Origin of the sequence: Bradyrhizobium sp. BEA-2-5, from assembly GCF_032918025.1 — a bacterium.
Lineage (GTDB): Bacteria > Pseudomonadota > Alphaproteobacteria > Rhizobiales > Xanthobacteraceae > Bradyrhizobium > Bradyrhizobium pachyrhizi.
Genome location: NZ_CP136629.1, coordinates 1409501 through 1432956, shown reverse-complemented (window position 1 = coordinate 1432956; position 23456 = coordinate 1409501). Strand labels below are relative to the sequence as shown.

25 protein-coding genes are annotated in these 23456 nt (G+C 64.5%); 10 read left to right on the top strand and 15 right to left on the bottom strand.

Going from position 1 to position 23456, the window contains the following annotated elements; genetic code table 11:
- Window positions 1–6 precede the first annotated feature (6 nt).
- Window positions 7–390 carry a winged helix-turn-helix domain-containing protein gene (locus tag RX327_RS06615; protein ID WP_016846469.1) on the top strand — a complete coding sequence of 128 codons (384 nt, stop codon included), beginning with the start codon at window positions 7–9 and terminating at the stop codon, window positions 388–390.
- A gap of 333 nt (window positions 391–723) precedes the next feature.
- On the opposite strand, the gene RX327_RS06610 is transcribed toward RX327_RS06615, so the two are convergent.
- The gene (locus RX327_RS06610; protein ID WP_317249807.1) at window positions 724–2220 is read right to left on the bottom strand and encodes an aldehyde dehydrogenase family protein; all 1497 of its coding nucleotides are present in this window, start codon (window positions 2218–2220) and stop codon (window positions 724–726) included.
- A gap of 321 nt (window positions 2221–2541) precedes the next feature.
- On the opposite strand from RX327_RS06610, the gene RX327_RS06605 reads away from it, so the two are divergent.
- Window positions 2542–3393 carry an SDR family oxidoreductase gene (locus RX327_RS06605; RefSeq protein WP_317249806.1) on the top strand — a complete coding sequence of 284 codons (852 nt, stop codon included), beginning with the start codon at window positions 2542–2544 and terminating at the stop codon, window positions 3391–3393.
- 103 nt (window positions 3394–3496) lie between these two features.
- On the opposite strand, the gene RX327_RS06600 is transcribed toward RX327_RS06605, so the two are convergent.
- Window positions 3497–3877 carry a hypothetical protein gene (locus RX327_RS06600; protein ID WP_050385266.1) on the bottom strand — a complete coding sequence of 127 codons (381 nt, stop codon included), beginning with the start codon at window positions 3875–3877 and terminating at the stop codon, window positions 3497–3499.
- Between the two features lie 342 nt (window positions 3878–4219).
- Here RX327_RS06600 and RX327_RS06595 point away from each other — a divergent pair, with 342 nt between their 5' ends.
- Together RX327_RS06595 and RX327_RS06590 are read left to right on the top strand one after the other, a co-directional pair.
- Window positions 4220–5629, top strand: coding sequence for an aldehyde dehydrogenase family protein (locus tag RX327_RS06595; RefSeq protein WP_050385184.1), 1410 nt, complete (start codon window positions 4220–4222; stop codon window positions 5627–5629).
- A 71-nt stretch (window positions 5630–5700) separates the two neighbouring features.
- Complete coding sequence (locus tag RX327_RS06590) at window positions 5701–6276, top strand: DUF2478 domain-containing protein (protein WP_193395230.1); 576 nt, start codon at window positions 5701–5703, stop codon at window positions 6274–6276.
- A gap of 311 nt (window positions 6277–6587) precedes the next feature.
- Here RX327_RS06590 and RX327_RS06585 read toward each other — a convergent pair whose 3' ends face one another.
- The 9 genes from RX327_RS06585 to RX327_RS06545 all read right to left on the bottom strand — a co-directional run bounded on the left by RX327_RS06585 (window position 6588) and on the right by RX327_RS06545 (window position 13487).
- A complete protein-coding gene (locus RX327_RS06585) occupies window positions 6588–6794 on the bottom strand; it encodes a hypothetical protein (protein ID WP_061879056.1) in 207 nt (68 codons plus the stop codon).
- Between the two features lie 82 nt (window positions 6795–6876).
- Window positions 6877–7872 carry a hypothetical protein gene (locus RX327_RS06580; protein ID WP_317249805.1) on the bottom strand — a complete coding sequence of 332 codons (996 nt, stop codon included), beginning with the start codon at window positions 7870–7872 and terminating at the stop codon, window positions 6877–6879.
- Window positions 7869–8489: a hypothetical protein gene (locus RX327_RS06575; RefSeq protein WP_244482167.1), complete on the bottom strand. Its 621-nt coding sequence runs from the start codon at window positions 8487–8489 to the stop codon at window positions 7869–7871. The genes RX327_RS06580 and RX327_RS06575 overlap by 4 nt, the downstream gene beginning before the upstream one ends.
- A gap of 57 nt (window positions 8490–8546) precedes the next feature.
- Window positions 8547–8990, bottom strand: a complete 444-nt coding sequence (locus RX327_RS06570) for a hypothetical protein (protein WP_244482169.1) — start codon at window positions 8988–8990, stop codon at window positions 8547–8549.
- On the bottom strand, window positions 8987–10186 hold the full coding sequence (locus RX327_RS06565; protein ID WP_050385187.1) for a hypothetical protein: 1200 nt from the start codon (window positions 10184–10186) through the stop codon (window positions 8987–8989). The genes RX327_RS06570 and RX327_RS06565 overlap by 4 nt, the downstream gene beginning before the upstream one ends.
- Window positions 10183–11058: a HesA/MoeB/ThiF family protein gene (locus tag RX327_RS06560; protein WP_050385188.1), complete on the bottom strand. Its 876-nt coding sequence runs from the start codon at window positions 11056–11058 to the stop codon at window positions 10183–10185. Before RX327_RS06560 ends, RX327_RS06565 begins: the two co-directional genes overlap by 4 nt.
- Window positions 11055–12113, bottom strand: coding sequence for a hypothetical protein (locus tag RX327_RS06555; RefSeq protein ID WP_202814551.1), 1059 nt, complete (start codon window positions 12111–12113; stop codon window positions 11055–11057). The genes RX327_RS06560 and RX327_RS06555 overlap by 4 nt, the downstream gene beginning before the upstream one ends.
- Before the next feature lie 333 nt (window positions 12114–12446).
- The gene (locus RX327_RS06550) at window positions 12447–12722 is read right to left on the bottom strand and encodes a YiaA/YiaB family inner membrane protein (RefSeq protein ID WP_028332945.1); all 276 of its coding nucleotides are present in this window, start codon (window positions 12720–12722) and stop codon (window positions 12447–12449) included.
- A gap of 69 nt (window positions 12723–12791) precedes the next feature.
- Window positions 12792–13487, bottom strand: coding sequence for a PspA/IM30 family protein (locus RX327_RS06545; protein ID WP_028332944.1), 696 nt, complete (start codon window positions 13485–13487; stop codon window positions 12792–12794).
- Window positions 13488–13599: 112 nt separating this feature from the next.
- Between RX327_RS06545 and RX327_RS06540 the strand changes: the two genes are divergently transcribed.
- Window positions 13600–14208: a TetR/AcrR family transcriptional regulator gene (locus RX327_RS06540; RefSeq protein ID WP_050385268.1), complete on the top strand. Its 609-nt coding sequence runs from the start codon at window positions 13600–13602 to the stop codon at window positions 14206–14208.
- Between the two features lie 352 nt (window positions 14209–14560).
- The gene (locus RX327_RS06535; protein WP_317251211.1) at window positions 14561–15694 is read left to right on the top strand and encodes an acyl-CoA desaturase; all 1134 of its coding nucleotides are present in this window, start codon (window positions 14561–14563) and stop codon (window positions 15692–15694) included.
- 26 nt (window positions 15695–15720) lie between these two features.
- On the opposite strand, the gene RX327_RS06530 is transcribed toward RX327_RS06535, so the two are convergent.
- Window positions 15721–16092 carry a cupin domain-containing protein gene (locus tag RX327_RS06530; protein ID WP_050385189.1) on the bottom strand — a complete coding sequence of 124 codons (372 nt, stop codon included), beginning with the start codon at window positions 16090–16092 and terminating at the stop codon, window positions 15721–15723.
- A gap of 303 nt (window positions 16093–16395) precedes the next feature.
- Here RX327_RS06530 and RX327_RS06525 point away from each other — a divergent pair, with 303 nt between their 5' ends.
- Window positions 16396–16680, top strand: coding sequence for a hypothetical protein (locus RX327_RS06525; protein ID WP_050385270.1), 285 nt, complete (start codon window positions 16396–16398; stop codon window positions 16678–16680).
- A 221-nt stretch (window positions 16681–16901) separates the two neighbouring features.
- On the opposite strand, the gene RX327_RS06520 is transcribed toward RX327_RS06525, so the two are convergent.
- Window positions 16902–17726: a molybdenum storage protein subunit alpha gene (locus RX327_RS06520; RefSeq protein WP_317249804.1), complete on the bottom strand. Its 825-nt coding sequence runs from the start codon at window positions 17724–17726 to the stop codon at window positions 16902–16904.
- Between the two features lie 14 nt (window positions 17727–17740).
- A complete protein-coding gene (locus RX327_RS06515; protein WP_028332938.1) occupies window positions 17741–18553 on the bottom strand; it encodes a uridine kinase in 813 nt (270 codons plus the stop codon).
- Window positions 18554–19105: 552 nt separating this feature from the next.
- Between RX327_RS06515 and RX327_RS06510 the strand changes: the two genes are divergently transcribed.
- Window positions 19106–21106, top strand: a complete 2001-nt coding sequence (locus RX327_RS06510) for a hypothetical protein (RefSeq protein ID WP_317249803.1) — start codon at window positions 19106–19108, stop codon at window positions 21104–21106.
- Between the two features lie 91 nt (window positions 21107–21197).
- On the opposite strand, the gene RX327_RS06505 is transcribed toward RX327_RS06510, so the two are convergent.
- Window positions 21198–22232 (bottom strand): zinc-dependent alcohol dehydrogenase family protein, encoded by a 1035-nt coding sequence (locus tag RX327_RS06505; protein WP_244482175.1) that lies wholly within the window; start codon window positions 22230–22232, stop codon window positions 21198–21200.
- Between the two features lie 68 nt (window positions 22233–22300).
- Here RX327_RS06505 and RX327_RS06500 point away from each other — a divergent pair, with 68 nt between their 5' ends.
- A complete protein-coding gene (locus RX327_RS06500) occupies window positions 22301–22876 on the top strand; it encodes a TetR/AcrR family transcriptional regulator (RefSeq protein WP_050385192.1) in 576 nt (191 codons plus the stop codon).
- 143 nt (window positions 22877–23019) lie between these two features.
- Window positions 23020–23376 (top strand): hypothetical protein, encoded by a 357-nt coding sequence (locus RX327_RS06495; RefSeq protein WP_050385271.1) that lies wholly within the window; start codon window positions 23020–23022, stop codon window positions 23374–23376.
- The last annotated feature ends 80 nt before the right edge of the window (window positions 23377–23456 follow it).

Below are 23456 nucleotides of genomic sequence, written 5' to 3'. Positions count from 1 at the left end.
TCTCCCATGTCGAAATCGAGCGCCTCATCGCTCCCCTCCCTCAGCGTCCGCATCGACCTCGATGCCGAGGACCGGATCGGACCGGGCAAGATCCTGCTGCTTGAGCGGATCAAGGAATGCGGCTCGATCTCCGCCGCCGGCCGCGCAATGGACATGAGCTACAAGCGCGCCTGGGACCTGGTCGACGAGATCAACCGCATCTGCCGCCAGGCGGCGGTGGAACGGCAGACCGGCGGTAAGAATGGCGGCGGCGCGGTGCTGACCCCGTTCGGCCTCTCCCTGGTGGCGCGCTACCGCAAGATCGAGCGCGACGCGGCAAGCGCCGTGCGCAAGGATCTCGAGGCGCTGCGCAGCGACATCGGCAAGCCGAAGAAGGCAGCCGGGCGGTAAACGCAGGAACCGGCGGCCGTCGCAGGGGCGCGTCGCAAAATATCGAAAACAACCCCATGCAAAGGAGCCGGCGGCGCCCCCGCGCTCGACAAGGCAACTTGACGCGTCGGGCAAATCAGGGATATTCTTCTAATATTCCGAAATCATGCGAGCGTTGGGGTGAGGGCTTCGTTCCGCGAGCACGTCGAGCATCCCGTACCCCTCACCCGGATTGCATCTGGCGATGCAACATCGCCGAAGCTCCGCTTCGGCGTTCTTGAGGACGGCCGCCATAGGCGGCCTATGTCTCTCCCCGCAAGCGGGGAGAGGTGAAGAGAAACAGCGGGACCAGCCCTACGCCGTCTTGATCCAGACCGCCTTCACGTTGAGATATTCCTCGACGTGCTGCTTGCCCGACTCGCGGCCGTAGCCGCTCATCTTGTAGCCGCCGAACGGCACGGCCGGGTCCATCGCCTGGTAGCAGTTGACCCACACCGAGCCGGCCCGCAGCGCCTTCGCGACCTGGTGCGCCTTGCTGACATTGGTGGTCCAGACGCCGGAGCCGAGGCCGAACGTGGTGTTGTTGGCGCGTTTGACCAGCTCATCCATGTCCGTGAACGCGATCGCGGAGATGACGGGACCAAAAATCTCCTCCTGCGCGATGCGCATGTTGTCCTCAACGCCCGCGAACACCGTCGGCGAGACGAAGAAGCCCTTCGACAGCGCGCCTTCGGTGACACGGCCGCCGCCGGCGAGCGCCTTTGCGCCTTCCTTCTGGCCGATGTCGAGATAGCCGGTGACGCGCGCGAGCTGCTGCTCGGAGACGAGCGGTCCGATCTGCACGTTCGGATCGAGGCCGTTGCCGACCTGCAGCTTCTTGCCGAACTCGGCGACGCGGCCGACGAATTCGTCATAGATCGACTGCTCGACGAACAGGCGCGTACCGGCGCTGCAAATCTGCCCCGAATTGGCGAACACCGCCATCGCCGCGCCCGGCACGGCGGCATCGAGATCGGCATCCGCGAACACGATGTCCGGCGACTTGCCGCCGAGCTCGAGCGAGACACGCTTGAGGTTGCCGGCGGAGGCACGGATGATCGACTGGCCCGTGACATGCGAGCCGGTGAAGGCGACCTTGTCGACGTCGTGATGCGAGGCGAGCGCCGCGCCAGCAGTCTCGCCATAGCCGGGCACGACGTTGATGACGCCGGGCGGCACGCCCGCCTCCATCGCCAGCTCGGCGATGCGCAGCGAGGTCAGCGGCGCCTCCTCGGCGGGCTTGAGCACCACCGTGCAGCCGGTCGCGATCGCAGGACCGATCTTCCAGATCGTCGCGGTCAGCGGGCCGTTCCAGGGAATGATGGCGCCGACGACGCCGATCGGCTCCTTCAGCGTGTAGGAGAATATCTCGCCGGGCAGCGAGTTCTCGATGGTCTCGCCGTGGATCGCGGTGGTCTGGCCAGCATAGTAACGCAGCATGCCGACGGCGCGCAGACGATAGGCGCGGGTGCGGCTGAGCGGCGCGCCCATGTCGAGCGTGTCGAGCTGCGACAATTCGTCGAAATTCTTCTCGACGAGGTCGGCGAGCTTCAAGAGCAGGTTCTGCCGCTCGAACGGCTTGACCTTGCTCCAGGGGCCTTCGAAGGCGTGGCGAGCGGCGGCAACCGCACGATCGATGTCCTCCTTGTCGCCTTCGGCGACGGTCGCGAGCAGCTCGCCTGTGGCGGGATTGCGGGTTTCGAAGCGCTTGCCTGAGGCTGCATCGACCCACTTCCCGTCGATCAGCATCTGCTTGTAAGATCCATTTGCAAACGGATGGCGCGTGATCGGAATAGCCTGCGACACAGCCATGGCTGCACTCCCTGTCAAATGTCGGCTGAGGTCTTTTAGAAGCGTTATATCCCGAATTCTACAGCGCAGGCGCGAAACCGTAAAGCCGAGCCGGCGTTGTCGAGGGCGGCGCGTACGAAAACCTGTCATGCGCCTGCGTGCGTGGTGCGGATCGTCGCGGCACGTTCCATGGCTTCATGGTTCGAGACGCGCGGCATTGCCGCGCTCCTCACCATGAGGTCTGCTATAAGGCCTCATCCTGAGGAGCCGCGCAGCGGTGTCTCGAAGGATGAAGCCCGACCCTAAGATATACTTGCCCTCTCGCTTGTCCGGAGACCGCAGATGCCCCACCCCGTGATATCAGCCAATCATGTTGCCGTGATCACCGGCGGCGCCTCCGGCATCGGACTTGCCGCCGCAGTGCGGTTCGCCGAGGCCGGCATGAAGGTCTGCATCGCCGATCTCGGCGACGACAGGCTGAAGGCGGCCGCGGCTAAACTGTCATCTGCGGCACCTGGCGGCGCGGCCGATATCATGACGGCTGCCGTCGACGTCAGCCGCGCCGACGAAGTGGCAAAGCTCGAAGCTGCGGTCGCGAAAAAGTTTGGCGGCACCGACATCCTCATGAACAATGCCGGCATCCAGCCGGGCAGCACGCTGTTCGGCGAGCCCGACCATTGGCAGCGCATCATCGGCGTCAACATGTGGGGCATCATCAACGGCTCGCAGACGTTTGCGCCCAACATGATCAAGCGCGGCCGGCCGGGCCTGATCATCAACACCGGTTCCAAGCAGGGCATCACCACGCCGCCGGGCGACCCCGCCTACAATGTCTCGAAGGCCGGCGTGAAAGCGTTCACCGAGGCGCTCCAACACGAGCTGCGCAACACGAAGGGCTGCCACATCACGGCGCATCTGTTGATCCCGGGCTTCGTCTTCACCGGCCTGACCGCGAAGGGACGCACCGAGAAGCCGGCCGGCGCCTGGACGCCGGAGCAGACGGTCGATTTCATGCTGGCGCGGCTGGAGGCCGGCGATTTCTACATCCTCTGCCCGGACAACGACGTGCCGCGCACCCTCGACGAGAAGCGTATGCTCTGGGCCATGGGCGACATCGTCGAGAACCGGCCGCCATTGTCGCGCTGGCACCCGGATTACGGCGACGCGTTCGCCGCGTTCGTGAAGGGGAAGTGAACCGGGGGGAACATAGGATGGGTCGAGCGAAGCGAAACCCATCACCTCTCCCGCGGTCCGCTATTTGATGGGCATCGCTTCGCTCGACCCATCCTACAAGCTCCTAATTCGCCCGCACCTGCACCCTTGTCACCGGCGGCGCCACCAGCGCCTCGCCGAGCTCGCTCTGCTGGGCGCGCGGAATCGAGAAGCAGACGCTGAAGCCGTCCGTGGTCTTGAGCGTCACCATGCCCTGCGCCGGATCGGTCGACTGTTCGATCACCCAGGAATCCAGCGGATAGGCGTAGCGCAAGGTCTGGTCGCCGAAGCGGGCCTGCAGCGCCTTGCTGATCAGCCCGGGCAAGGTCATGACCAGCGCGCCGACCTGGTTGATCGACAGGCGGATGGTTGCGGGCTCGCCCTTGCCGTCCACGAAGCCAAGCGAAATGGCGCAGCCATCGGACGCGACTTCGCAGGTGGTGAGCTCCTGGGTTTCGATCTGCATGCCGGCACTCCGGATCATCGTTATATTCTGCTTAATATATCGCGAAGACGACCAGCGTCCAGCCCTTAAAAGTATAGCCGCGGCAGCCATCGGCAGGGCCGCGCGCGGCATTAGAATCTATTGAAGCCCGCGGTGCCCCGATTGACGCCGGGCGGGCAACCGCGAATGAATCGGCACGAAGCTCAGGCTGATTTTTCTTCACGATTTTCCAGAGAATTCATTCGGTTCGGCAGTGCCGCGCGCTTGCCCTGAATGGCCGTGGCGTCGAACCCGCATCCGTGATATACACACGAATATAGCGAGGTCCGCGAAGGGCCCGTTTGACCAGGGAGAGCAAGGCCAATGAGTGATTACAAGCTTCTCATCGACGGCAAGATGGTACCCGGCGACCAGACCATGCCGGTGCTCAATCCGGCGACCGAAGAGGTGGTGGCGCAATGCCCGCGCGCCTCCAGGGAACAGCTCGACAAGGCTGTCGCCGCCGCGAAGGCCGCCTACCCGGCCTGGGCCGCCACGCCGATGGAGGAGCGCCGCAAGCTGATTATCAAGATGGCCGAGGTGATCGAGGCCAACGCCAACGAGCTCGCGCATATCCTGACCAGCGAACAGGGCAAGCCGCTCGCCGATGCCACCGGCGAGGTGATGGGCATGGCCGGCTTCTTCCGCTATCTCGGCTCGCTCGAACTGCCGATGCGCGTGATCGAGAATTCCGGCGACCGCAAGGTCGAGGCCTATCGCCGTCCGCTCGGCGTGGTCGGCGCGATCATTCCCTGGAACTATCCGCTGCTGATCCTGGCGTTCAAGCTGCCGTCGGCGCTGCTCGCCGGCAACACGCTGGTGGTGAAGCCTGCGCCGACCACGCCGCTCGCCTCGCTGCGCTTTGCCGAACTGGTCAAGGACATCCTGCCGAAGGGCGTCCTGAACTTCATCGCCGATGCCAACGATCTCGGCGACCACATGACCAAGCATCCCGACATCCGCAAGATCTCCTTCACCGGCTCCTCGGCCACCGGCCAGAAGGTAATGGCGAGCGCATCGCAGACCCTGAAGCGGATCACGCTCGAGCTCGGCGGCAACGACGCCGGCATCGTGCTCGACGACGTCGATCCGAAGAAGGTCGCGCCCGGCATCTTCGAGGGCGCGTTCCAGAACTCCGGCCAGGTCTGCCTCGCCATCAAGCGGCTCTATGTGCACGAGTCGGTCTATGACGAGATCTGCAACGAGCTGGTCGCGATCGCGAAGAACACCGTGGTCGATGACGGCTCCAAGCAGGGCACCAAGCTCGGCCCGCTGCAGAACAAGATGCAGTACGAGAAGGTCAAGGCGTTCCTCGACGACGCCCGCAAGAACGGCAATGTGATCGCCGGCGGCGCCGCGATGGACCGCCCCGGCTATTTCATCGAGCCGACCATCGTGCGCGACATCAAGGAAGGCTCCAAGCTGGTCGACGAGGAGCAGTTCGGTCCGGTGCTGCCTGTCATCAAGTACTCCGACAAGGACGACGTGATCCGCCGCGCCAATGCCACCACTTATGGCCTCGGCGCGTCGGTCTGGTCGTCCGACATCAAGCGCGCGCATGAGATCGCGACCCGGATCGAGGCCGGCACGGTGTGGATCAACAAGCACCTCGACATGGCCCCGAACATCCCGTTCGGCGGCGCCAAGCAATCGGGCATCGGCACCGAATTCGCCGAGGAAGGCCTCGCCGAGTTCACCCAGCTGCAGATCATCAACGGCCCACCGGCCGCCTGACCCATCAACATGCGGCCGCGACGCCTCGGTGCCGCGGCCGCCCCTCCCCTCCATAACGAACAGAGCCCATCATGTTCGACGCCCAATGCGACCTTGCCGCCCTGGTCTATGACGCCGATAACGATCCCGATGCCATCCTGCGCGACTTCGCTGCCGATCTGAGAGCACACGGCGCGCGCGTGGTCGGCATGGTGCAATCAGGCCAATGCGCGGATTCCAGCCTGTCGGCTGTGCTGGTGCATAGCGGCGAGACGCTGCTGCTGGCGCAGCCGTCGAGCCAAACTCCTGCCAGTCCCGGCGCCACCGGCTGCAAGCTCGATCTGTCGCGGCTGCAGGCTGCCGGCGTCCGCGTCGCCGATGCACTTGCTGAAGGCGCCGATCTCGTGGTCATCAACCGCTTCGGCAAGCGGGAGCGCGACGGCAAGGGGCTTGGCTTCCTGATCGAGCGCGCGCTCGGCGCCGACATTCCCGTCGTGATCGCGGTGTCGCGCGCGAGCTTTGCGGACTGGATCAAGTTCGCCGGCGGGATGAGCGTGAAGCTCGCCTGCGACCGCCACGCACTCGATGCCTGGTGGTACAGCGTCTCGCTGCGGACCGCGGCCAGGATCGCGCCGGATCACACCACGGTCTGCGAAGTATTCAAGTAGACCTGCTTCGCAGGATGGGTGGAGCGCAGCGATACCCATCATCCCGCCGCACCGATGCATTGACGGGTATCGCGTCGCTCCACCCATCCTACGCGACTGCTGACTGTGACCGTGAGTATTGTAGCGAGCGGCCTCCGCACGCCGTCGTCCTGGCGAAAGCCAGGACCCATAACCACCGAATTCGATCGAGCGTGCGATAGTGGCCCCAGCATCGCACAACAACAAGCGGTTGGGGTAATGGGTCCTGGCTTTCGCCAGGACGACGCTGAATACATTCACATTCTCTCAGGATGACGGGAGCGCGGCCCCGCTCACAGCGTTTCCTGCTTGTGTCCACACTGCTTGCAGGCGAACTTGACGCGGGCCTGGCCCTTTTCCGCCTGAACCCGGTTCGGGGCGCCGCATTTGCCGCAGACCGCCTCGATGCGGGTCGTGCCCTGCTTGACGACGATGGTCTTCTTTTCCATCGATTCGCGGATCAGGCGTTCGGCCTCCTCGCGCAGGGATTGTTTCGACATCATCTCCACCGGTCGTTGGTTAGCGGGCGGCGTCATAGCACGACCGCGTGAAGTTTTGACAGCGGGGATTGCAGCTTAATTTTCAGACAATGAGCCGGTCAACAGGCAACCGGAAATGCCGCGGTTTGATCGGTTTTGATGGCCGGCCGATGCGGAACACGTTGACGAGGCATAGATCGGCGCCGATTTTGCCGAGCTTTCGCAGCCGGTCGTTAAAGTCAGGATGATCGACCAGCGCCGAAATCGGGCACGCCGCGAAACCGGCGCGATCGATCTCCAGCCAGGCGCGGTAGAAATGCCGTCCGGTCGTGAGTGGATCCTCACCGACGGGACGGCAAAACAGCACGATCGCCGATGCCGACGCGGTCTTGGTGCCGTCGGCAAGCAACAACGCGGCGAAGCCGAGACGATCGAGCGGCTTGAACAGGGTGCCGAGCAGGTAGCGCGCGGCGGTGGCCTCGACCGCATTCATGGCGAGCGCATCACGGTTGAGCCCATCGAGCAGATAGTGCGGATGGCCGGGCGACAGCCGCATCCATGCGAGCAGCTCAGCCCGATAGTCGTCGCCGCGGACAAAGGAGAATTCGGCCCGATCGGCCCAGTTGGCGATATCGGCAATCGCCTGGCGATCTCCAATGCAGATTACATCGTCGCGCGCGGCAGCCAGCTGCGCCAGCGCCGCCGCATCGACCGGCGATGCCGCAAACTTGCCGCGCCACGACATGCGGCGTGCCACAAGGTCCGCCAGCGGATCGGGCTCGGCTCCTTGCCTGATCGCAAAAGAGCACAGCACCGCAAACTGCGGCGACAGCGGCTGCTCGAGCGTGGTGATGCCTGTGATTGCGAAGCCGCGGCGGTTAAGCGCGAGGCTCATGCCCTCCAGCGCCGCGCCATGCGACACCAGCACGTCATGCCCCACGGGGTCGGCAACCGGGGCGCGGACGCCGGTCGCATCGACCAGCGCCAGCCGCTCATCGCCGAGCAGGCGCCAGCGGGTCGGCTGGATGTTGTGGACGCTCGGCGCCAACCGCGCCTCCGCGACCACCTCGCGCAGCAGATCCGGCGTCAGCGCGCTCATGGTGCGGCTAGCCGCTTGGTGAACAGATGCAGCCGGTGCAGCGGCTTCGCCCCGACCTTCTCGGCCTGGCGCAGCGACGGGCCGTTGATGTCAGCGATCCAGGTGCCGCCGAGCGTGCGATAGCCGGCCTCCTGCAACGCCAGCGCGGTGCGGTAGAGCATCGCGCCGTTGAGGCCGCGATTGTGCAGGTCGCGGCAGACCGACTGATAGATCAGCACCGCGCGCCTGTTCATCACGCGGTGCTGCACGAATTTGAACGGCGCTGACAGCCCGACCCGGCCGCCGATCGCCTTGATCAGCGGATTGAGGTCGGGGATCGCGATGATCGCTCCGGCGGGCCGGCCGCGGTGATAGACCACGGTCGAAATCCGCTTGTCGATGATCCACATCATGTCGCCGGCCTGGAACAGATATTCGGCGGCGGTCGGCGGCACGAACATCGGATTGTCGGCAAAGCCGTCATTGAGGATCAGCCGCGCATCCTCCAACCGCACCTTGAAGGCGGAACGCTTGATCGGCTGCCAGACGAAATCCGGATCGGCCAGCACCGCGCGCTGCTTGTCGCCGAGCAATTGCTCCGGCTTGCCGCCGTCGAGCGCGATCTCGAACGTCGTCATCGGGAAGGTCGCGGCATAGCCGGCGCGTTCGAGATGCTTTGCGATGTGCGGCGGCGACTACATCATGTCGGTGAACGGCGCATGGTCGAAGCCATCCGTCATCACGCCGATCTGCTGCATCGCGGTGAGATTGAAATTGCCGGCGACGCGGCTCATGCCGCGGGCCGACAGCCATTGCTCGGCGGCGCGCAGCAGCGCATCGGCCACCTCGACATCGTCGATGCAATCGAAGAAGCCGAATGCACCATGGCGGGTGCCGTGCTTGCGGTTGGACGCGTCGTGGATCGAGGCGGCAATGCGACCGACCGGTCGTCCATCGCGATGCGCGGAGAACAACGCATAGCGGCCGTGGCCTTCGGTGACGAACGGATTCTTCGCGGAATCAAACATCCGGTCGAAATCGCTCCACAGCGGCGGCACGTAGAGGCTGTCGGGCCCGTAGGCATTGAGGGCCGCGTCGAATGCCGCCCTGCGGTCGCCCTCGCGGATCTCTGATGTCATTTGGCCTCCGGGGTCAACGCCAGCAGCCGGCGTACCAGCGCCAGCGCGGTTTCAGTGGCGGGGTCGGCCGCGGTGACGGGCACCGCGAGCACGATCAGGTCGAGCGGATCATGCCCGAGCACGATGACGTGAGAGGCGTTGTTGGCTGCGATCAGCGAGACCATGCGCTCGGCCGCGGGATCGGTCGACGCCAGTCCCCACGGCGCGTCGGACCGCCGCAGCACGCGCCGGGTCGACAGGAAGTCGTGCAGCAGCGGCGGATCGTAGAGCGCGAGCTCGTTCTCGCGGAAGCGCCGCGCGCTTTCGAAGATCGGATGCCGCGCGAGCTCGGCGATCAACTGCTCGCGGGTCTGCGCCGGCGATGCCGCGACCGAATTGAGCACGCCCGGCTCCTGCGATTCGAACAGCGCCCGCAGCGCGTCCGTCATCAACCCGATGGTCAGCACGCCGGCGATCGCAACCGCGACGAAACGGACCATCTGCGCGGCGTCGACGTCGGGCGCCATGAAGGCAGCGGCGAGACCCAAGAGGCCCGAAGAGATCAGCCGCAGCGCCATCATCGCAAGGCCGTGCCGGCGCGTCTCGGCACCGCCGCCGGCGATCAGCATCACCGTCACCGTGAGCAGCGCGCCCAGCGCGCCGAGCCGCACGGGGATATCGGGAAACAGCGTGCGGAAGTCGGTCAGGATGAACGGGATCACGACCAGTGCACCGACCGCCATGCGGCCGATGCTGCGGTTCTCCGCAGCCATCAGCGAGGCGCGATCGCGCGTCGCCAGCAGCAGCGCGCACGTGGCGAAGCCCAGCAGTTGGAACAGCGCCAGCGCGATCGCGTAAGGCATCGCAAGCCGTTGCAGTCCGAACAGGCCGCCAAGACCGAGCAGGATGCCGCCCGCGAGCGCCGCGATCTTGACCGCGCGCGGCGCGTGGCGCCGCAGGATGCCTTCGGTGACGATCAGGGCGCCGAGCGGAACCAGCGAGGCCGGGATCACCGAGAGGCGGTCGAGCAGGCGGCTTCCGGTCCACCAGGCAAGGCCGCGGTCGAGGAACAGGATCGCGATCACGCCGAGTGCGAGCAGCAGGCGGCGCGTCAACGGGCTCCTTGGATCGCGCCGGTAGAACGTCATCATCGCCACGGCGAGCCCGATGGCGCCGCACAGATTGACGATGGAATCGGCAATCACCCCGGACGTCATCTGCTGCCAGTCAATTCGTCGATGGCCCGCCGCACCAGCGGACGCATCAGGGCGGCGACGAGCGCATTGCGCGGCTTCTCGATCGCGGGCCGATGCGGGTTGAGGAACCAGCCACGGCAATCGGTGCCCGAGGTGCGGCCCAGGATCAGCGCGACCGCCTCATAGGCCATCAGCATGCCGGTCGAGATCACCATCGGCGCGAACGACATCCGGCTGCGGCGGCCGGCGGCCACTTCGCCGGCGATGGCGAGGTCGACATAGTTGCGCGACGAGGAATGCAGCATCACGTGCTCGATCTCGGCGCGCATCGCGGCGCGGCGATCGTCCTCGGTGATATCGGTCCAGTCCTTGCCAAGGGTCGGGAAGCCGAGGCGCTGCTCGGGCCGCGGATCGTGCGGGCGCACCACGATCACCGACGGCAGCGGCGACATGTAGGCGTCGATCACGGTGGCATCGGCGCGCTTGGCAGTCCGGTACAGATGCACGCCGGCAGCGATATCGTCCATGCCGTTGACGATGACCGGGCACTGCGCGGCGATCTCCGCCAGCTCGCCGGTCCAGTTCTCGCCAAGCACCTCGATCTCGATGGTCGGATTGATGCGCCTCGCCGCTTCCGCGGCAACCGCCGCCTTCTCGCGTCCGACCTCGTCGGCGAAAGCGAACACCTGGCGGTTGAGGTTGGAGACCTCGAAGCGGTCGATGTCGGCGATCACGAATTTGCCGACGCCGGCGCGCGCCAGCGCCATGAAGGCCGCGCCGCCCATGCCGCCGACGCCGCAGACGAACACCCGCGCCTGACGCAAGAGCTGCTGCTCGTGCTCGTCGATGAAGCCGATATTGCGGCCGGTGAAGGAGTAGTAGTCGAAATTCATCGCGCGGCCCCGCCGTTCTGCTTGCGCGGACGCAGCGTGCCGAAGGCGCGGCTGTCGTCCATCCAGTAGACCACCGGCAGCACCAGCCGCTGCAGCGCCAGCATCCCGGACGCCGCCAGCAGCGCCGGCAGCGAGCCCGGGGGCACCTCGCTCATGAGATAGCGGCGCGCGCCGGCAAGATCGACGCGGCCGATCTGCAGCACGTCGTCGCCGCGCGCGTAGTCCAGCTCGCGCGCGCAAAACTCGTTATAGACGGCATTGCGATGCTTCGGGGCGACCTCGAAGGTCTTCTTCAGCGCGTCCGAGCCGCCGGTATAGGCGTTGGTGATGACCGAGCGCGCCTCGTCGAAGCCGGCTTCCTCGCCGACGCCGAACACCGCGCGATGCCTTGCCATGATGCCGCGCGCCAATTGGAGATGCGCAAAGCTCTGCCGCGCGCCCGGCAGCGGCGACGGAAACACGTCCGAGAACGTATCGCTGACCATGCCGACCACCGCCGGCACCTGGGTGACGTTGGATATCCATTTCGGCCGCAGCCCGTCGCGGGCGAACAGCACCAGCGCGGTCAGGCCGTAGAGCACCCAGGACAGCCCCTGCCCGCGCACATCGGGATCGACCATGACGAGGCCGAGATGAGTGACCTCGGCCGGCTCGCCGTCGAGCGGCACGTCCATCACCGACAGCGCGTTGAAGGCGATCGGCCGCCCGGTGTTTTCTTCGGATATTAGGGTGACGACGGCGCGCGAGAGCCGCTCGGGTTCGCCGGAGAAGATGCCATAGGTCAGGCTCTCCTCGGGCAGCGTCTTGGCGGCGACGATGCGCAGCTGCTCGACCAGCGCGTCGAGCTCGTCCCTCGGCAGCGACAGGCCGGGCGATTCGACGATGCGGGTGCGCTGGCCGGCCTGGGTGCGCAAGCTGAGATCGATGGTCGGCTGCGACAGCGCCCTCAGCCAGAAGCCGCCATGGCTGCGCAGACCGTCAAAGGCGGCGCGCGCCTTGCCAAGGTGCTTGCCAAGGCTCTTGGAAGCCGGCGTGGGATTGTCCGTGGACGCCATTTCTCTGTCCCTCGGGCGCGATCTCTGCACTCACCCCTGTTAAGGAGCCATGAGCGCAACCTGACGCTGTTTGCCGCAGGGTAAACAAGGCCTTCCGGAAACGGAACAAGTTGGCCGCAAGCGCCGGCAGTCCATCCACCCGTCATTGCGAGCCACCGGGTCCGCGCGAACGCGCGGCCCGATGACAGGCTCCGCGAAGCAATCCATGCTTCCGCAGATGCGGGGCGATGGATTGCTTCATCGCTATCGCTCCTCGCAATGACGCGGGGCGAGACCCGCCCCCGACGAAAGCGGCGGGTGGAAAACCACCCGCCGCTTCGACTTGACTTCGGCTCACGCCGCCTTGGAGACTTCCATCAGCAGGCGCTCGGCCTTGGCGTCCTCGATACGGTTCACGAACTTGCTGCTCTCGTAATTGTCGCGCACCGTCTTGGTCAGCGTGACGCAGGTCTGGACCAGCATCACGATGCCCATCGTGAGATAGCCCTTCATCCAGAGGTCGATCGGCAGGAAGAACACGCCGAGGGCGACGAGGAAGGCGGAGGCCGCAAAGGACGCGTAGGTGAAGGTAACCCAGCTGCCGCTGTGGGGTTGGATGGTCTGGTTCATGGTCGTCTCCTTGATGATAGATGGTTTGAAATTGGCTTGGTTTCAGACTTGAAGTTCAGGCTTCAGGTTTCAGGCAGCGGGCGGGCGCCTGGCTTTCAGCCGCGCCAGCACGTCGTCGGCGGTCGATTTCATGCGCGGGCCAAAACCCTGCTCGGCGAGTTTCTCGGCGGTGGCGAGCGGCCCCGCGGCGGCGTCGATCTCGATCAACGCCTCGTCGGCGGCCTGGATCTCCATCTGCCGCTCGCGCAGCCGTTTCAGCGTCGCCTCCGCTTCCGGCAGCGTCGATTCGTAGGGGCGTGCAGCCTCGATGCCGCTCCGGCGCAGCGAACGCACCGCTTCCGATGCGCGGGCCAGCCGACGGCCGCGGTCGAGCTCGGCGATGCGCGCCTCGGCGTTGCCGACATGGCGCTTCAGCCGGGTGATCTCGGAGGCGAACAGCGCGCGTGCGGTCATCGCGGCATCGCGCTCGGCTTCGAGATTGGCGATCGCCTGCGCGGCTTCGCGGGCGAGGTCTTCCCGGCCGCCCTCGAGTGCCGCCGACGCGCGCTGTTCGAGATCGGCGATCCGGGCGTTGGTGGCGTCGAGCCGCCGGCCCTCCTGCTGGTCGCCGGCGATCGCCAGCGCCAGGGTCCGCTTCGAGCGGTCGACGGCGGCGGCGGCATCGCGCATCTGCTGGTCGAGGATGACCAGCGCGGTGCGGTCTTGAAGTTCCTCTTCGGCCACCGCAACGGTGCCGCGGAAAAGAGTGAAAACAGTTTTGAACATTTCATCGCTCCCTGTTATGAGCATCGCTCATGAATCTCTTGTACCACATAATGAGCATTGCTCAAGAATTATTTGAGCGACGCTCAAGGCGATGGTTAACGAAGGATCAAAGATGTCCAAGGCATTGGAACGACGGGCAAAACTGCGGGAAGCGCTGATCGAGGCGGCGGAACGGGCGATTGCGGCAAAGGGTCTCGGCGGCCTGAAAACCCGCGAACTGGCCCAGGAAATCGGGGTCGCCAATGGCGGCGTCTACAATCTGGTCGAGGATGTCGACGAGTTGATCCTGCGCGTCGGCTCGCGCACGCTGGCGCGGCTCGACGCGTCGCTGTCGCTGGCCGAGATCGGCGGGGCTGCGGCGCCGCGCGAGATGCTGGTGCGGATCGCGGTCGCCTATTGCGACTTCGCCGCCGACAATCTCGAACTGTGGCGCGCGCTGTTCGAGCATCGCATGCAGCCCGGCAAGCCGGTGCCGGAATGGGCCATCACCGAGCAGATGGAATTGTTCCGCCACATCTACAAGCCGCTCGCCGCGCTGTTTCCGCAGCGTTCGCCGGCGCAACTCGGCGTCACCGCGCGCAGCCTGTTCTCGGCCGTGCACGGCATGGTCGCGCTCGGGCTGGAGCACAAGCTGATCGCGGTGCCGATCGGCGCATTGCGCAGCGAGATCGCAACGTTGACGCGCGCGATGGTCGACGGGCTGACGGCGAAGAAGGAATAGCGCGGATGCCTGCAACCACACGATGCCCTCGCGAACGCGCCGGCTTGATCACTCTCAACGAAGGACAGAAGATTGCTTTTTGAAATCGTTGCGGACCACCGGACTGAACAATCTGCGCGCCGCGTAAGCTGCGGCAATCGGCGCCATGCTGCTTTTGCAACCAATGTACTAGCAGAGCCGCTGGTTTGGCAACCCCGCGACTTGTCTACCGACCGGGGAGCTACCATTACTCCGCGTGCAATGCCGCCAAAGCCGGGATTTGAGCATCCGGCCGGGCGGCCCGCGCATTGAAACAACTGAGGTCGCGAGCGTGTCCACCAATATCGATCTAGATCAGCAACACGACGACATCATGTACCCGCAGGTCCTCCCGTTTCTGCTGGTCCACGCAGGGTGTCTGGCGGCGATCTGGACGGGCGTCTCATGGCAAGCGACTGCAATTTGCTTCGCGCTGTATTGGCTGCGCATGTTTGCGATCACGGCCGGATATCACCGGTACTTCTCGCATCGAGCCTACGCGACAAGCCGGGTGTTCCAATTCGTCCTTGCCTTCCTTGCCCAGAGCAGCGCCCAGAAGAGCGTGCTGTGGTGGGCCGCGAAACATCGACATCACCATCTTCATTCGGATACCGAGCAAGATGTGCATTCGCCGGGGCATAAAGGCTTCGCGTACAGTCATCTCGGGTGGATTTTTTATCGACAGCACGATGCAACTGATCTGACGAAAGTTGCGGATTTTGCCTCGTATCCGGAGTTGATGTGGCTTCACAGATTGGAGGTCTTGCCGGCGATCGTGGTCGCAGGTCTGTGCTTCCTCATCGCCGGCTGGTCCGGACTCGTGGTCGGCTTCCTCTGGAGCACCGTGGTGCTGTATCACGCCACGTTCTGCATCAACTCGCTGGCGCATGTTCACGGACGCAAGCGGTATGTGACCGGTGACGACTCCCGCAACAACTGGCTGCTGGCCCTGCTGACGATGGGTGAGGGGTGGCACAACAACCATCACGCCTATCAAAGCAGTGCGCGGCAAGGCTTCCGGTGGTGGGAGATTGATGTGACCTATTATGTTTTGGTGACCTTGTCCTTGCTCGGCATTGTCTGGAATCTGAAGGCGCCGCCCACGCAGGTTCTCCGCAACGAGCAGCGCTTAGGATCGCGTGTGATAAAGCGAACGGCTGAACAACTCGCTGGTCGCTTCAATCCCGAGTACATCGCGCAGGCTATCAAATCGTCGGTCCACGAAACCGGATTGTCGGTGCGGGAAGCGCTTGTTCTGTTACAGCATCGCGCCGACTTGCATCTGCCCAGCATACCAACGCGCGACCGGTTGTTGGCTGAAGCCCAGGCCATGTTCGCGAAGACGAGTTCGTTGGACGACATTGTCGACCGTGCGCATGAACTCCTGGTGGAGTCGGTTTGCCTCCTGCTCGCCGTTCCACCTCGGATGGCCGGCGCAAACCCGAAACCTCAGGTGAGCCAACCGTAACATTTTGCCTTGGCCTTTTCCCAACCTCACGGCTCCATCGCGTAGGCGCGCCCGGGTTCGAGCGCGTAGATGGTCAGGAAGCGCAGCGGCCGGTGCGGGTCGCAATTGCGAAACAGCGTGTGCGGAACGTCGGGTCGATCCTGCAAGGTCTCGCCCGCCCGATACTGGCGCGGCGCCTCGTCGCCATAGGCGGACTCGGCAACGCCTTCGACGATGAAGACCACGCCGCCAACGGGGTGCCGGTGCAGCGGAGCGACCCCGCCGGGCGGATAGGTCACCTCGGCAACGACAAGCTCGCGATCATCGCCGGGCAAAGCGAGACGCTCAAGGGTCCTGCGGGTGACGCCGGCAAATCCGGCTTGTTGAGCTTTTGCCTGACCGTCGCTGCTTTCAGCCATTGGAACCCTTCCCTGTCACGCGCGCCTTCGCCCCGATCAGATCAAGTCTGCGGTGACTATGGGGGCGCTTCGACGACGCAACAAGCGCCCAAGCATTTCAACACATGTCGCGCGGGCGAGGCGAAGCCCTTGCCACCCCTGCTCCCACGTTGCAGGATTCCTGCGCCGAGAACCTTCAGCAGTGGGCCTTGCATGAAAACGAGTATCGTCACCACGCGGACGTCGGGGGTCGCCGCCCTGGCGCTCATCTTTGCATTAAATGTCACGCCGGCGTCTTCGGCGCAGCCCGTGCCGGAATGTTCGATGTCGATGACATTGGCGGATTGGGGCGAGAATTCGAGCGGCGATATCGACGTCGCCTCGGGCCAAAGCTGCCAGATCCCGATCGGGATCCGCGGCACGGTGACGGACTCGTCGATCTCGCAGAAGCCGGCCTACGGCAAGCTGAAGAAGATCAACGCATCGACCTTCGAATACAGGGCGAAAGCCAAGTACAAGGGCAGCGATACGTTTGCGATCAAGGCGACGGGCCAGGGGCCAAAGGCATCCGGCACCTCGGTCATCACCGTGCACGCGACGATCAAGTAGTCCCTCGGTCGCGCGCTGAAAGGACCGACTAGATTAGTTCGAATGGCGTTGTGCTCCCTCTCCCCGTTCTTACAGGAAAAGGGTTGGGGTGAGGGCCCGCCTCCGCGCGTACGGCGATAGCTGCGTCCGCGGAGACTCCCCCTCACCCGGAATGCATCTATCGATGCTTTCCGACCTCTCCCCGCACGCGGGACGAGGTGAAGTGGAGTCCGCGGCTCGATTTAAGCCGGCCGCGCGCCGGTGCGGATGATCGACCCGACATGCTGGCCGCGCAGCGCCGCCGTGAGCCGGCCGGGAACGAGGCCGTTCACGACCTGCACGCGTTCGATATGCCGCGCATTGGCCATCACCTCGAGCAGCGCGGGATCGAACGGCAGCGTGCCCTTCAGCTTGGCAAGGTCGGCGAGGCTGGCCTCGCGCAGCAACTGCGCCTTCTTCCCCTCGGGACCATTCGGATCGTCGGTGTAGACGCCGTCGACATCCTCGACGATCGTCAGCCCGGCGGCGCCGAGCGCATCGGCAATCAGGAACGCACCGGTATCGGCGCGATGCAACGGGATGCGCGAGACCGGGAATTCATGATGGTGATAGGGCGGAAACGCGCTGCCCACGACGGCGCGGGCCGCGGAGAGATGGATCGCGAGCTGGCTCGCGATGGTCGGATGCTCGATGTAGGACACGCCCTCCGGCGCGAGCAGGCAGGCTAGGATATGGCCGTTCTGGCCGGCCTCGCTGGCAGCGAGCGGCGCGAGCGAGCCGACCGGCAGTCCGAGGTCGAGACCGACGCTGTAAAGGTGGCGGGCACGGATGCCGGCGCCGGTCAGGATCAGCAGGCGATGCTCGGGCAGCAGTGCGCGCAGTTCGTCGACGATCGGCAGGATCGCCTCATGGCCGCGATCCATGATGGAGCGGCCGCCGATCTTCACCACCTGCACCCAGGGCAGCAGCGGGATCGGGCGACCGCCGGCAACGGGGCGGGTGAGATCGCTGTCGAGCAGGGTCTGGCGCGCGAGCGGCGAGGCGACGTGCTTGATGGTGTCATCCATGGTCGTGTCCCTGCTCAGTTCGCGGTGATGATGGTGCCGACATGCTCGCCCGCGAGCGCACGGGTGAGGTTGCCGGGGACGAGGCCATTGACGACCTGCACCTGCCGGACATGGCGCGCGGTGGCGAGCAGATCGAGCACCGGGAATTCGAGGATCGAATCCTGCAATCCCTTCGCCTTCATCTCGGCGACCGAGATTTTCGGGATGAAGGCCGCGCCCTTCGAGGTCTTGGGGTTCGCGGTGTAGAGGCCGTTCTCGTCCTTCACATAGATCATCGCCTTGCAGCCGAACTGTTCGGCGACAAGGAAGCATCCGGCATCGGTGCGATAGGGCGGGATCATGCCCTCGGGTGCGGGCCGCATCCAGAGGCCGTAAGGCGGCATGCCGCTGAAGATCACGGCGTTCACCTCGGCGAGATAAAGCGGCACGGCCGAAAGTCCGGCGCCGCTGACCGCGGAGATGCCGTGCCTGGCGAGCAGCTGGCCCAGCATCACCGCGTTCTGGTCGGCGACCGAGGCGCCGAGCTGCGAGAGCACGCCGGCCGGCAGCCGAAGCCCGGCCGCGATCGAATAGAGGTGCCGGGCGCGGGTGCCCGCGCCGGTCCCGATCAGCAACTTGTGCGCCTTGCGGGCCGCGACGATCTCGTCGACCAGCGGATAGACGGCGGCGCGGCCGCGGTCGATGACGCTCTGCCCGCCGATCTTGATCACGGTGGCATCCGGCAGGATCCGGAAGTCCGATGCCGCCTCCGCCGTCGCCAGAAGCTGCGGATCGGTCAACGATCGCTGCATCAGGAGCGCTTCAAGCTCCGCCGTCGTGTTCGCCATGAGAACCGTTCCTTATCGCCAATGCGCTCGGCATTGCTGCCGGACTGCACTGGTAACGGCAAGCCGGGCAGGTCTCAAGCTGCAATGACAATGGAGCCGCGCTGACGTCCTAACGTCCCGCAATGACGCAACTATTCCGGGCACGCGCTAGCCGCGGTCTGGCGCAGCGACCATCGCTTCGCGATTCACAACTGCGCCGGCGTACGACGGTCGAGGAGTGATTGCCGCCAGCACAGCGTGGACCGGCACTGGCCGAAGGTGCTGCAGAAGGCGGCAAACCGTCGATCCCAGCGTGTTACCGTCGCGAATCTCGACGTAAGGTTCGACAGCGACGTCCGGGCATTTTGCCGCAGCACTCTTGGCCAGTACAGGTGATTCCTGTCACAGACGTCACATCCCAATTCTGCAATGCTGACCTGATATTGCTGAGTTTTGGAATGCTCTCGGCCCAATGACGCTGGCAGGACCAGCCCGCTTTACGAGGGCAAAGTTGATTGCGCTGCACCTTGGAAATTAGCCGGTGTCGACCGGCCCGCCGCGAGGAAGCAAACCATGGCCAATACCGCACCGGTCGTCACGATTGGCAACCACAGCCTGGCGTCCAACCACTGGCAAAAAATACAGCCGTGGCTGACTTATTTCGACGCCGACGGCAATCCTGCGCAAAGCTTTCAGTTCTTCGACAGCGGTGCGTCCGCAACCAGCGGCTACTTCTGGACTCCTACCAATTCCCACTGGGATGCCAACATTGTCATCAACGTAGCGGCGTCGGACCTTTCCGATGTGTGGTTGAAGTCTGGTTCGGTCAGTGGCTCGGAAACGATGTGGGTGCGTGCCTTCGACGGGACTGATTGGAGTAACTGGGCGTCGTTCACGTTCACGACGATTCCAAACGCAACTCCGGTTGCCACCATCAACGACCAGTCGCTGCACATCAATACATGGTCGAAAGTCGAGAATTGGCTGAGCTACTCTGATGCCAACGGAGACGCCGCCACCAAGTATCAGTTCTGGGACGGCGGCACGTCCGCAACCGGCGCCTATTTCTGGACTCCCACCAATTCCCACTGGGCTGCCAACACCACGATCGAAGTTTCAGCCGACGACCTGACTAACGTCTGGGTCCGCGGCGGCTCGACGACCGGCTCCGAGACGCTGTGGGTCAGAGCATTCGACGGATCGGACTGGGGCAATTGGGACTCGTTCGCACTGACGACGACGAATTCGCTACCTGTGGTGACGATCAGCGATCAATCCGTGCACATGGATCAGTGGGTCACCGTCAACAACTGGTTGACTGCGTCGGATGCCGATGGAGATGCAATCACGACGTACCAGTTCTGGGACGGCGGCACCGCCGCAACCAGCGCCTATTTCTGGACTCCCACCAATTCCCACTGGGATGCCAACACGACGATCGAAGTTTCGGCCGCTGACCTCGCCAATGCCTGGATCCACGGCGGCTCGGCGGTCGGCTCCGAAACGCTGTGGGTAAGAGGGTTCGACGGAACGGCATGGAGCAACTGGGACAGCTTTACGCTGACGTCAACGGTCAACACGGCGCCGGTCGCGACCATCAACGACCAGTCGCTGCACGTCAATCAGTGGACCAAGCCACAGGGCTGGCTCACTACCAGCGATGCCGAAGGTGACACGATCACCAAGTACCAGTTCTGGGACGGCGGCACCGGCGCGAACAGCGCCTATTTCTGGACAGCCGACAATTCACACTGGGCTGCCAACACGACGATCGACGTTTCGGCATCCGATCTGGCCAATCTGTGGATTCAAGGCGGCTCGACAACCGGTTCGGAGACGATGTGGGTAAGGGCATTCGACGGTACCGCCTGGAGCAATTGGGACAGCTTTAATCTGACGTCGACCAATACGGCGCCGACCGCGACGATCAACGATCATACGCTGAACGCTGCGCAGTGGGCGCAGCTCGTCAACTGGACGACAGCGTCCGACGCCGATGGCGATGCAATCACCAAATACCAGTTCTGGGACGGCGGCACGGCTGCGAACAGCGCCTATTTCTGGACGCCCACGAATTCACACTGGGCGTCCAGCACGGCCATCGAGGTTTCGGCGTCCGATCTGGCCAGTGTATGGGTGCAAGGTGGCACCGCGGCCGGTACCGAAACCATGTATGTGCGCGCGTTCGACGGAACGAGCTGGAGTTCCTGGGACAGCTTTAACGTGACCACTCTGGCAAACCATGCACCCGACGCTTCGATCAGCAACCAGACTTTGCACGTCAATGAGTGGAGCCAGATCGGCAGCCTGGTGTCCTATTCCGACGTCGACGGAAATCCCGCGGCTGCCTACCAGTTTTGGGATGGCGGTACCGGCGCCAACAGCGGCTATTTCTGGACCTCTGCAAATTCCCATTGGGCGGCCGGCAGCGCGATCGACGTCAGCGCCGCAGACCTCGATGATATCTGGATGCGTGGTGGCGCCACCACCGGCACCGAAACGATGTATGTGCGCGCGTACGATGGCATTGACTGGAGTGCGTGGCACGCGTTCACGCTCTCGACCATCGTCTAGCTGCTCCGGCGTGACGTCGTGCGGACATGCGCCGACGAAAACGGGCATGGCGGCGCGCCGCGTCGCGCCGGCGAATATCGGGAGGCACGACCTAGCTTGGCGTGAAGATCACCTTGCCCTTGAATGCCGCCGCCTGCGCGATCGCCTGTGAAAAATCCTCCAGGCGATAGGCCCCGACCACCGGCGCGCTGATCGCTCCCGATGCGACCATCGGCACCAGATGGTCGTACATTTCGACCAATGCCTGGTCGGTCGCGGTCTTGTCCCAATGGCCGAGCCAGAAGCCGCGCACCGACACCTCGTTGAAGATCACGCTCAGGGCCGAGCCGGAGAACGGCTGCCCGCTCATCGCGCTGTAAATGACCAGCACCGCCTTCGGCGCCAGACAGTTCATCAGGTTCAGGGTCGAGGTGCCGCCGACGACATCGAGCGCCAGGAGGATCGGCGCCCCGCCCGTTTCATTGGCGACGCGTTTGGCGAGACCGGGGCCGTCAACCAGAACGACATCGCCGCCGATCGCCTTGACCTCCTCTATGACCTCCTCGCGGCGGACAATGTTGACAGTCTTGAGCCCGAGCGACTTGGCGATGGCGATTACCGCCCGCGCCGTGGCCGAGTTGGCGCCGTTCTGGATCACCCAGCCGCCGGGCGGGACTTTCACGAAATCGGTCAGCAACAGATAGGCGGTGGCCGGATTGACGGCGATCATTGAGAGCTGCGTGACATCCGCGTTGTCGGGCAGCGGACGCTGCCATGTTGCGGTGAATTTGACCCGCTCGGTCCAGGTCGGGACTGTGAACGGAATCAGCGTGCGGTCGCCTTCCTTCAGGTTCCTCACCTGCGCTCCGGCGGCGACGACCCGCCCGACACCCTCGATCCCGAGCGTGGCCGGCGGCGACGGCAGATAGCCGTAGCGCCCGGCGATGATCATGAAATCCGAATTGTTGATCGGCGCGGCCTCCACCGCGACCACGACCTCGTCGGGGCCGGGGCTGCCGACGTCCGGCACCTCGTTGAGCTTGACCACCTCCGCTGCACGTCCGAACGCAACGACCTGAACCGCTTTCATGGCGTGATCTCCCGATTTTATTATGTACTTTAAAGTACAGAATGTGAATTGCGTCAATAGCCGGACCTGCCTTCACGGCAAGGTGAAGGCTTCACATCCGACGCGGGAGTACATAAAAGACGGATATGGCAAGGCCGCGCAGCTTCGATCCGGACGATGTCCTGGAAATCGCCCGCCAGATGTTCTGGCAGAAGGGCTTTCAGGCGACTTCGCTCGACGACATCACGGCGGCGAGCGGCGTCGCGAAACCCAGCCTCTATGCGGCGTTCGGCGACAAGAACGCGTTGTTCCTGAAGGTGCTGGACCGCTATCACGACGGCATCCTCGGCTGGGCCGAGCGCGTGCTGGCGCAGCCGGGGCCCGCGCGGGACATCATCAGGCAGTGGCTCATCGGCTTCATTCCCTATTGCTCGGGCGAGAAGGGACAGCGCGGCTGCCTGTCGATCAATTCCGCGACCGACGGCTCGCTCGACCAGGTCGAGCTCCGCAAGAGCATCGAGCGCTACAACCGGCGGCTTGAAGAGCTGCTGCGCACGCGGCTGCGCACCGATCGCGCCCAGTTCAGGAAGGGCTTTGACCCCGACATCACCGCCCACACCATCATGGTGGTGCATGCCGGACTGCTGGCGCTCGCGCACCAGAGGCCGGATTCGAAGCAGGTGAAGGCCGTGATCGACCAGGTGATGAGCCTGCTCGCCTGAGTTTGTCGGCACCCGGCCTTCCGGCAGCAGCTCCGCTGCTCTCACGAATGTGATTATCTTACGATTATCATCTGATTGATGTCCTGATCTCGATGACCATGTCCGGGTTGGCTGTCATGGGCTTTCCGGATTTTGGGGATCAGATGAACAAACGGTTTTGGCGTGCGGCGCTCGTCGTGGTCACCGCCCTGCTGGCGAAGCCGGCGATCGGGCCGGCGCAGGCCCATGATCACCAGCATCCCGAATTGAACGCCTGGTATGAGAGCCTGCGCAGCGTCAAGGGCCCCTGCTGCGACGGCAGCGACGCGAAGCGTGTCGATGACGCCGATTGGGACACCAAGGACGGCCACTATCGTGTGCGGCTCGAAGGCGAGTGGGTCGACGTTCCCGACGAGGCCGTCGTCGCCGGACCGAACCGTGCCGGCCGCACCATGGTGTGGCCGTATTATCTGGACGGGCATCCGAGGCCACGCTGCTTCATGCCGGGCAGCATGGGCTAAAGCGGGATGAGTTTTGGTTGCATCGGCTTGCCGCGATCTCGGTTCACCTCTCCCCGTCGGGGAGACGTGAACTTTCGACG

What these genes read in the sequence shown, in the direction of transcription:
- RX327_RS06615 (WP_016846469.1), top strand. Translation starts at nt 7, where the DNA reads ATGTCGAAATCGAGCGCCTCATCGCTCCCCTCCCTCAGCGTCCGCATC.
- RX327_RS06610 (WP_317249807.1), bottom strand. Translation starts at nt 2,220, where the DNA reads ATGGCTGTGTCGCAGGCTATTCCGATCACGCGCCATCCGTTTGCAAAT.
- RX327_RS06605 (WP_317249806.1), top strand. Translation starts at nt 2,542, where the DNA reads ATGCCCCACCCCGTGATATCAGCCAATCATGTTGCCGTGATCACCGGC.
- RX327_RS06600 (WP_050385266.1), bottom strand. Translation starts at nt 3,877, where the DNA reads ATGCAGATCGAAACCCAGGAGCTCACCACCTGCGAAGTCGCGTCCGAT.
- RX327_RS06595 (WP_050385184.1), top strand. Translation starts at nt 4,220, where the DNA reads ATGAGTGATTACAAGCTTCTCATCGACGGCAAGATGGTACCCGGCGAC.
- RX327_RS06590 (WP_193395230.1), top strand. Translation starts at nt 5,701, where the DNA reads ATGTTCGACGCCCAATGCGACCTTGCCGCCCTGGTCTATGACGCCGAT.
- RX327_RS06585 (WP_061879056.1), bottom strand. Translation starts at nt 6,794, where the DNA reads ATGTCGAAACAATCCCTGCGCGAGGAGGCCGAACGCCTGATCCGCGAA.
- RX327_RS06580 (WP_317249805.1), bottom strand. Translation starts at nt 7,872, where the DNA reads ATGAGCGCGCTGACGCCGGATCTGCTGCGCGAGGTGGTCGCGGAGGCG.
- RX327_RS06575 (WP_244482167.1), bottom strand. Translation starts at nt 8,489, where the DNA reads ATGACGACGTTCGAGATCGCGCTCGACGGCGGCAAGCCGGAGCAATTG.
- RX327_RS06570 (WP_244482169.1), bottom strand. Translation starts at nt 8,990, where the DNA reads ATGACATCAGAGATCCGCGAGGGCGACCGCAGGGCGGCATTCGACGCG.
- RX327_RS06565 (WP_050385187.1), bottom strand. Translation starts at nt 10,186, where the DNA reads ATGACGTCCGGGGTGATTGCCGATTCCATCGTCAATCTGTGCGGCGCC.
- RX327_RS06560 (WP_050385188.1), bottom strand. Translation starts at nt 11,058, where the DNA reads ATGAATTTCGACTACTACTCCTTCACCGGCCGCAATATCGGCTTCATC.
- RX327_RS06555 (WP_202814551.1), bottom strand. Translation starts at nt 12,113, where the DNA reads ATGGCGTCCACGGACAATCCCACGCCGGCTTCCAAGAGCCTTGGCAAG.
- RX327_RS06550 (WP_028332945.1), bottom strand. Translation starts at nt 12,722, where the DNA reads ATGAACCAGACCATCCAACCCCACAGCGGCAGCTGGGTTACCTTCACC.
- RX327_RS06545 (WP_028332944.1), bottom strand. Translation starts at nt 13,487, where the DNA reads ATGTTCAAAACTGTTTTCACTCTTTTCCGCGGCACCGTTGCGGTGGCC.
- RX327_RS06540 (WP_050385268.1), top strand. Translation starts at nt 13,600, where the DNA reads ATGTCCAAGGCATTGGAACGACGGGCAAAACTGCGGGAAGCGCTGATC.
- RX327_RS06535 (WP_317251211.1), top strand. Translation starts at nt 14,561, where the DNA reads ATGTACCCGCAGGTCCTCCCGTTTCTGCTGGTCCACGCAGGGTGTCTG.
- RX327_RS06530 (WP_050385189.1), bottom strand. Translation starts at nt 16,092, where the DNA reads ATGGCTGAAAGCAGCGACGGTCAGGCAAAAGCTCAACAAGCCGGATTT.
- RX327_RS06525 (WP_050385270.1), top strand. Translation starts at nt 16,396, where the DNA reads ATGTCGATGACATTGGCGGATTGGGGCGAGAATTCGAGCGGCGATATC.
- RX327_RS06520 (WP_317249804.1), bottom strand. Translation starts at nt 17,726, where the DNA reads ATGGATGACACCATCAAGCACGTCGCCTCGCCGCTCGCGCGCCAGACC.
- RX327_RS06515 (WP_028332938.1), bottom strand. Translation starts at nt 18,553, where the DNA reads ATGGCGAACACGACGGCGGAGCTTGAAGCGCTCCTGATGCAGCGATCG.
- RX327_RS06510 (WP_317249803.1), top strand. Translation starts at nt 19,106, where the DNA reads ATGGCCAATACCGCACCGGTCGTCACGATTGGCAACCACAGCCTGGCG.
- RX327_RS06500 (WP_050385192.1), top strand. Translation starts at nt 22,301, where the DNA reads ATGGCAAGGCCGCGCAGCTTCGATCCGGACGATGTCCTGGAAATCGCC.
- RX327_RS06495 (WP_050385271.1), top strand. Translation starts at nt 23,020, where the DNA reads ATGAACAAACGGTTTTGGCGTGCGGCGCTCGTCGTGGTCACCGCCCTG.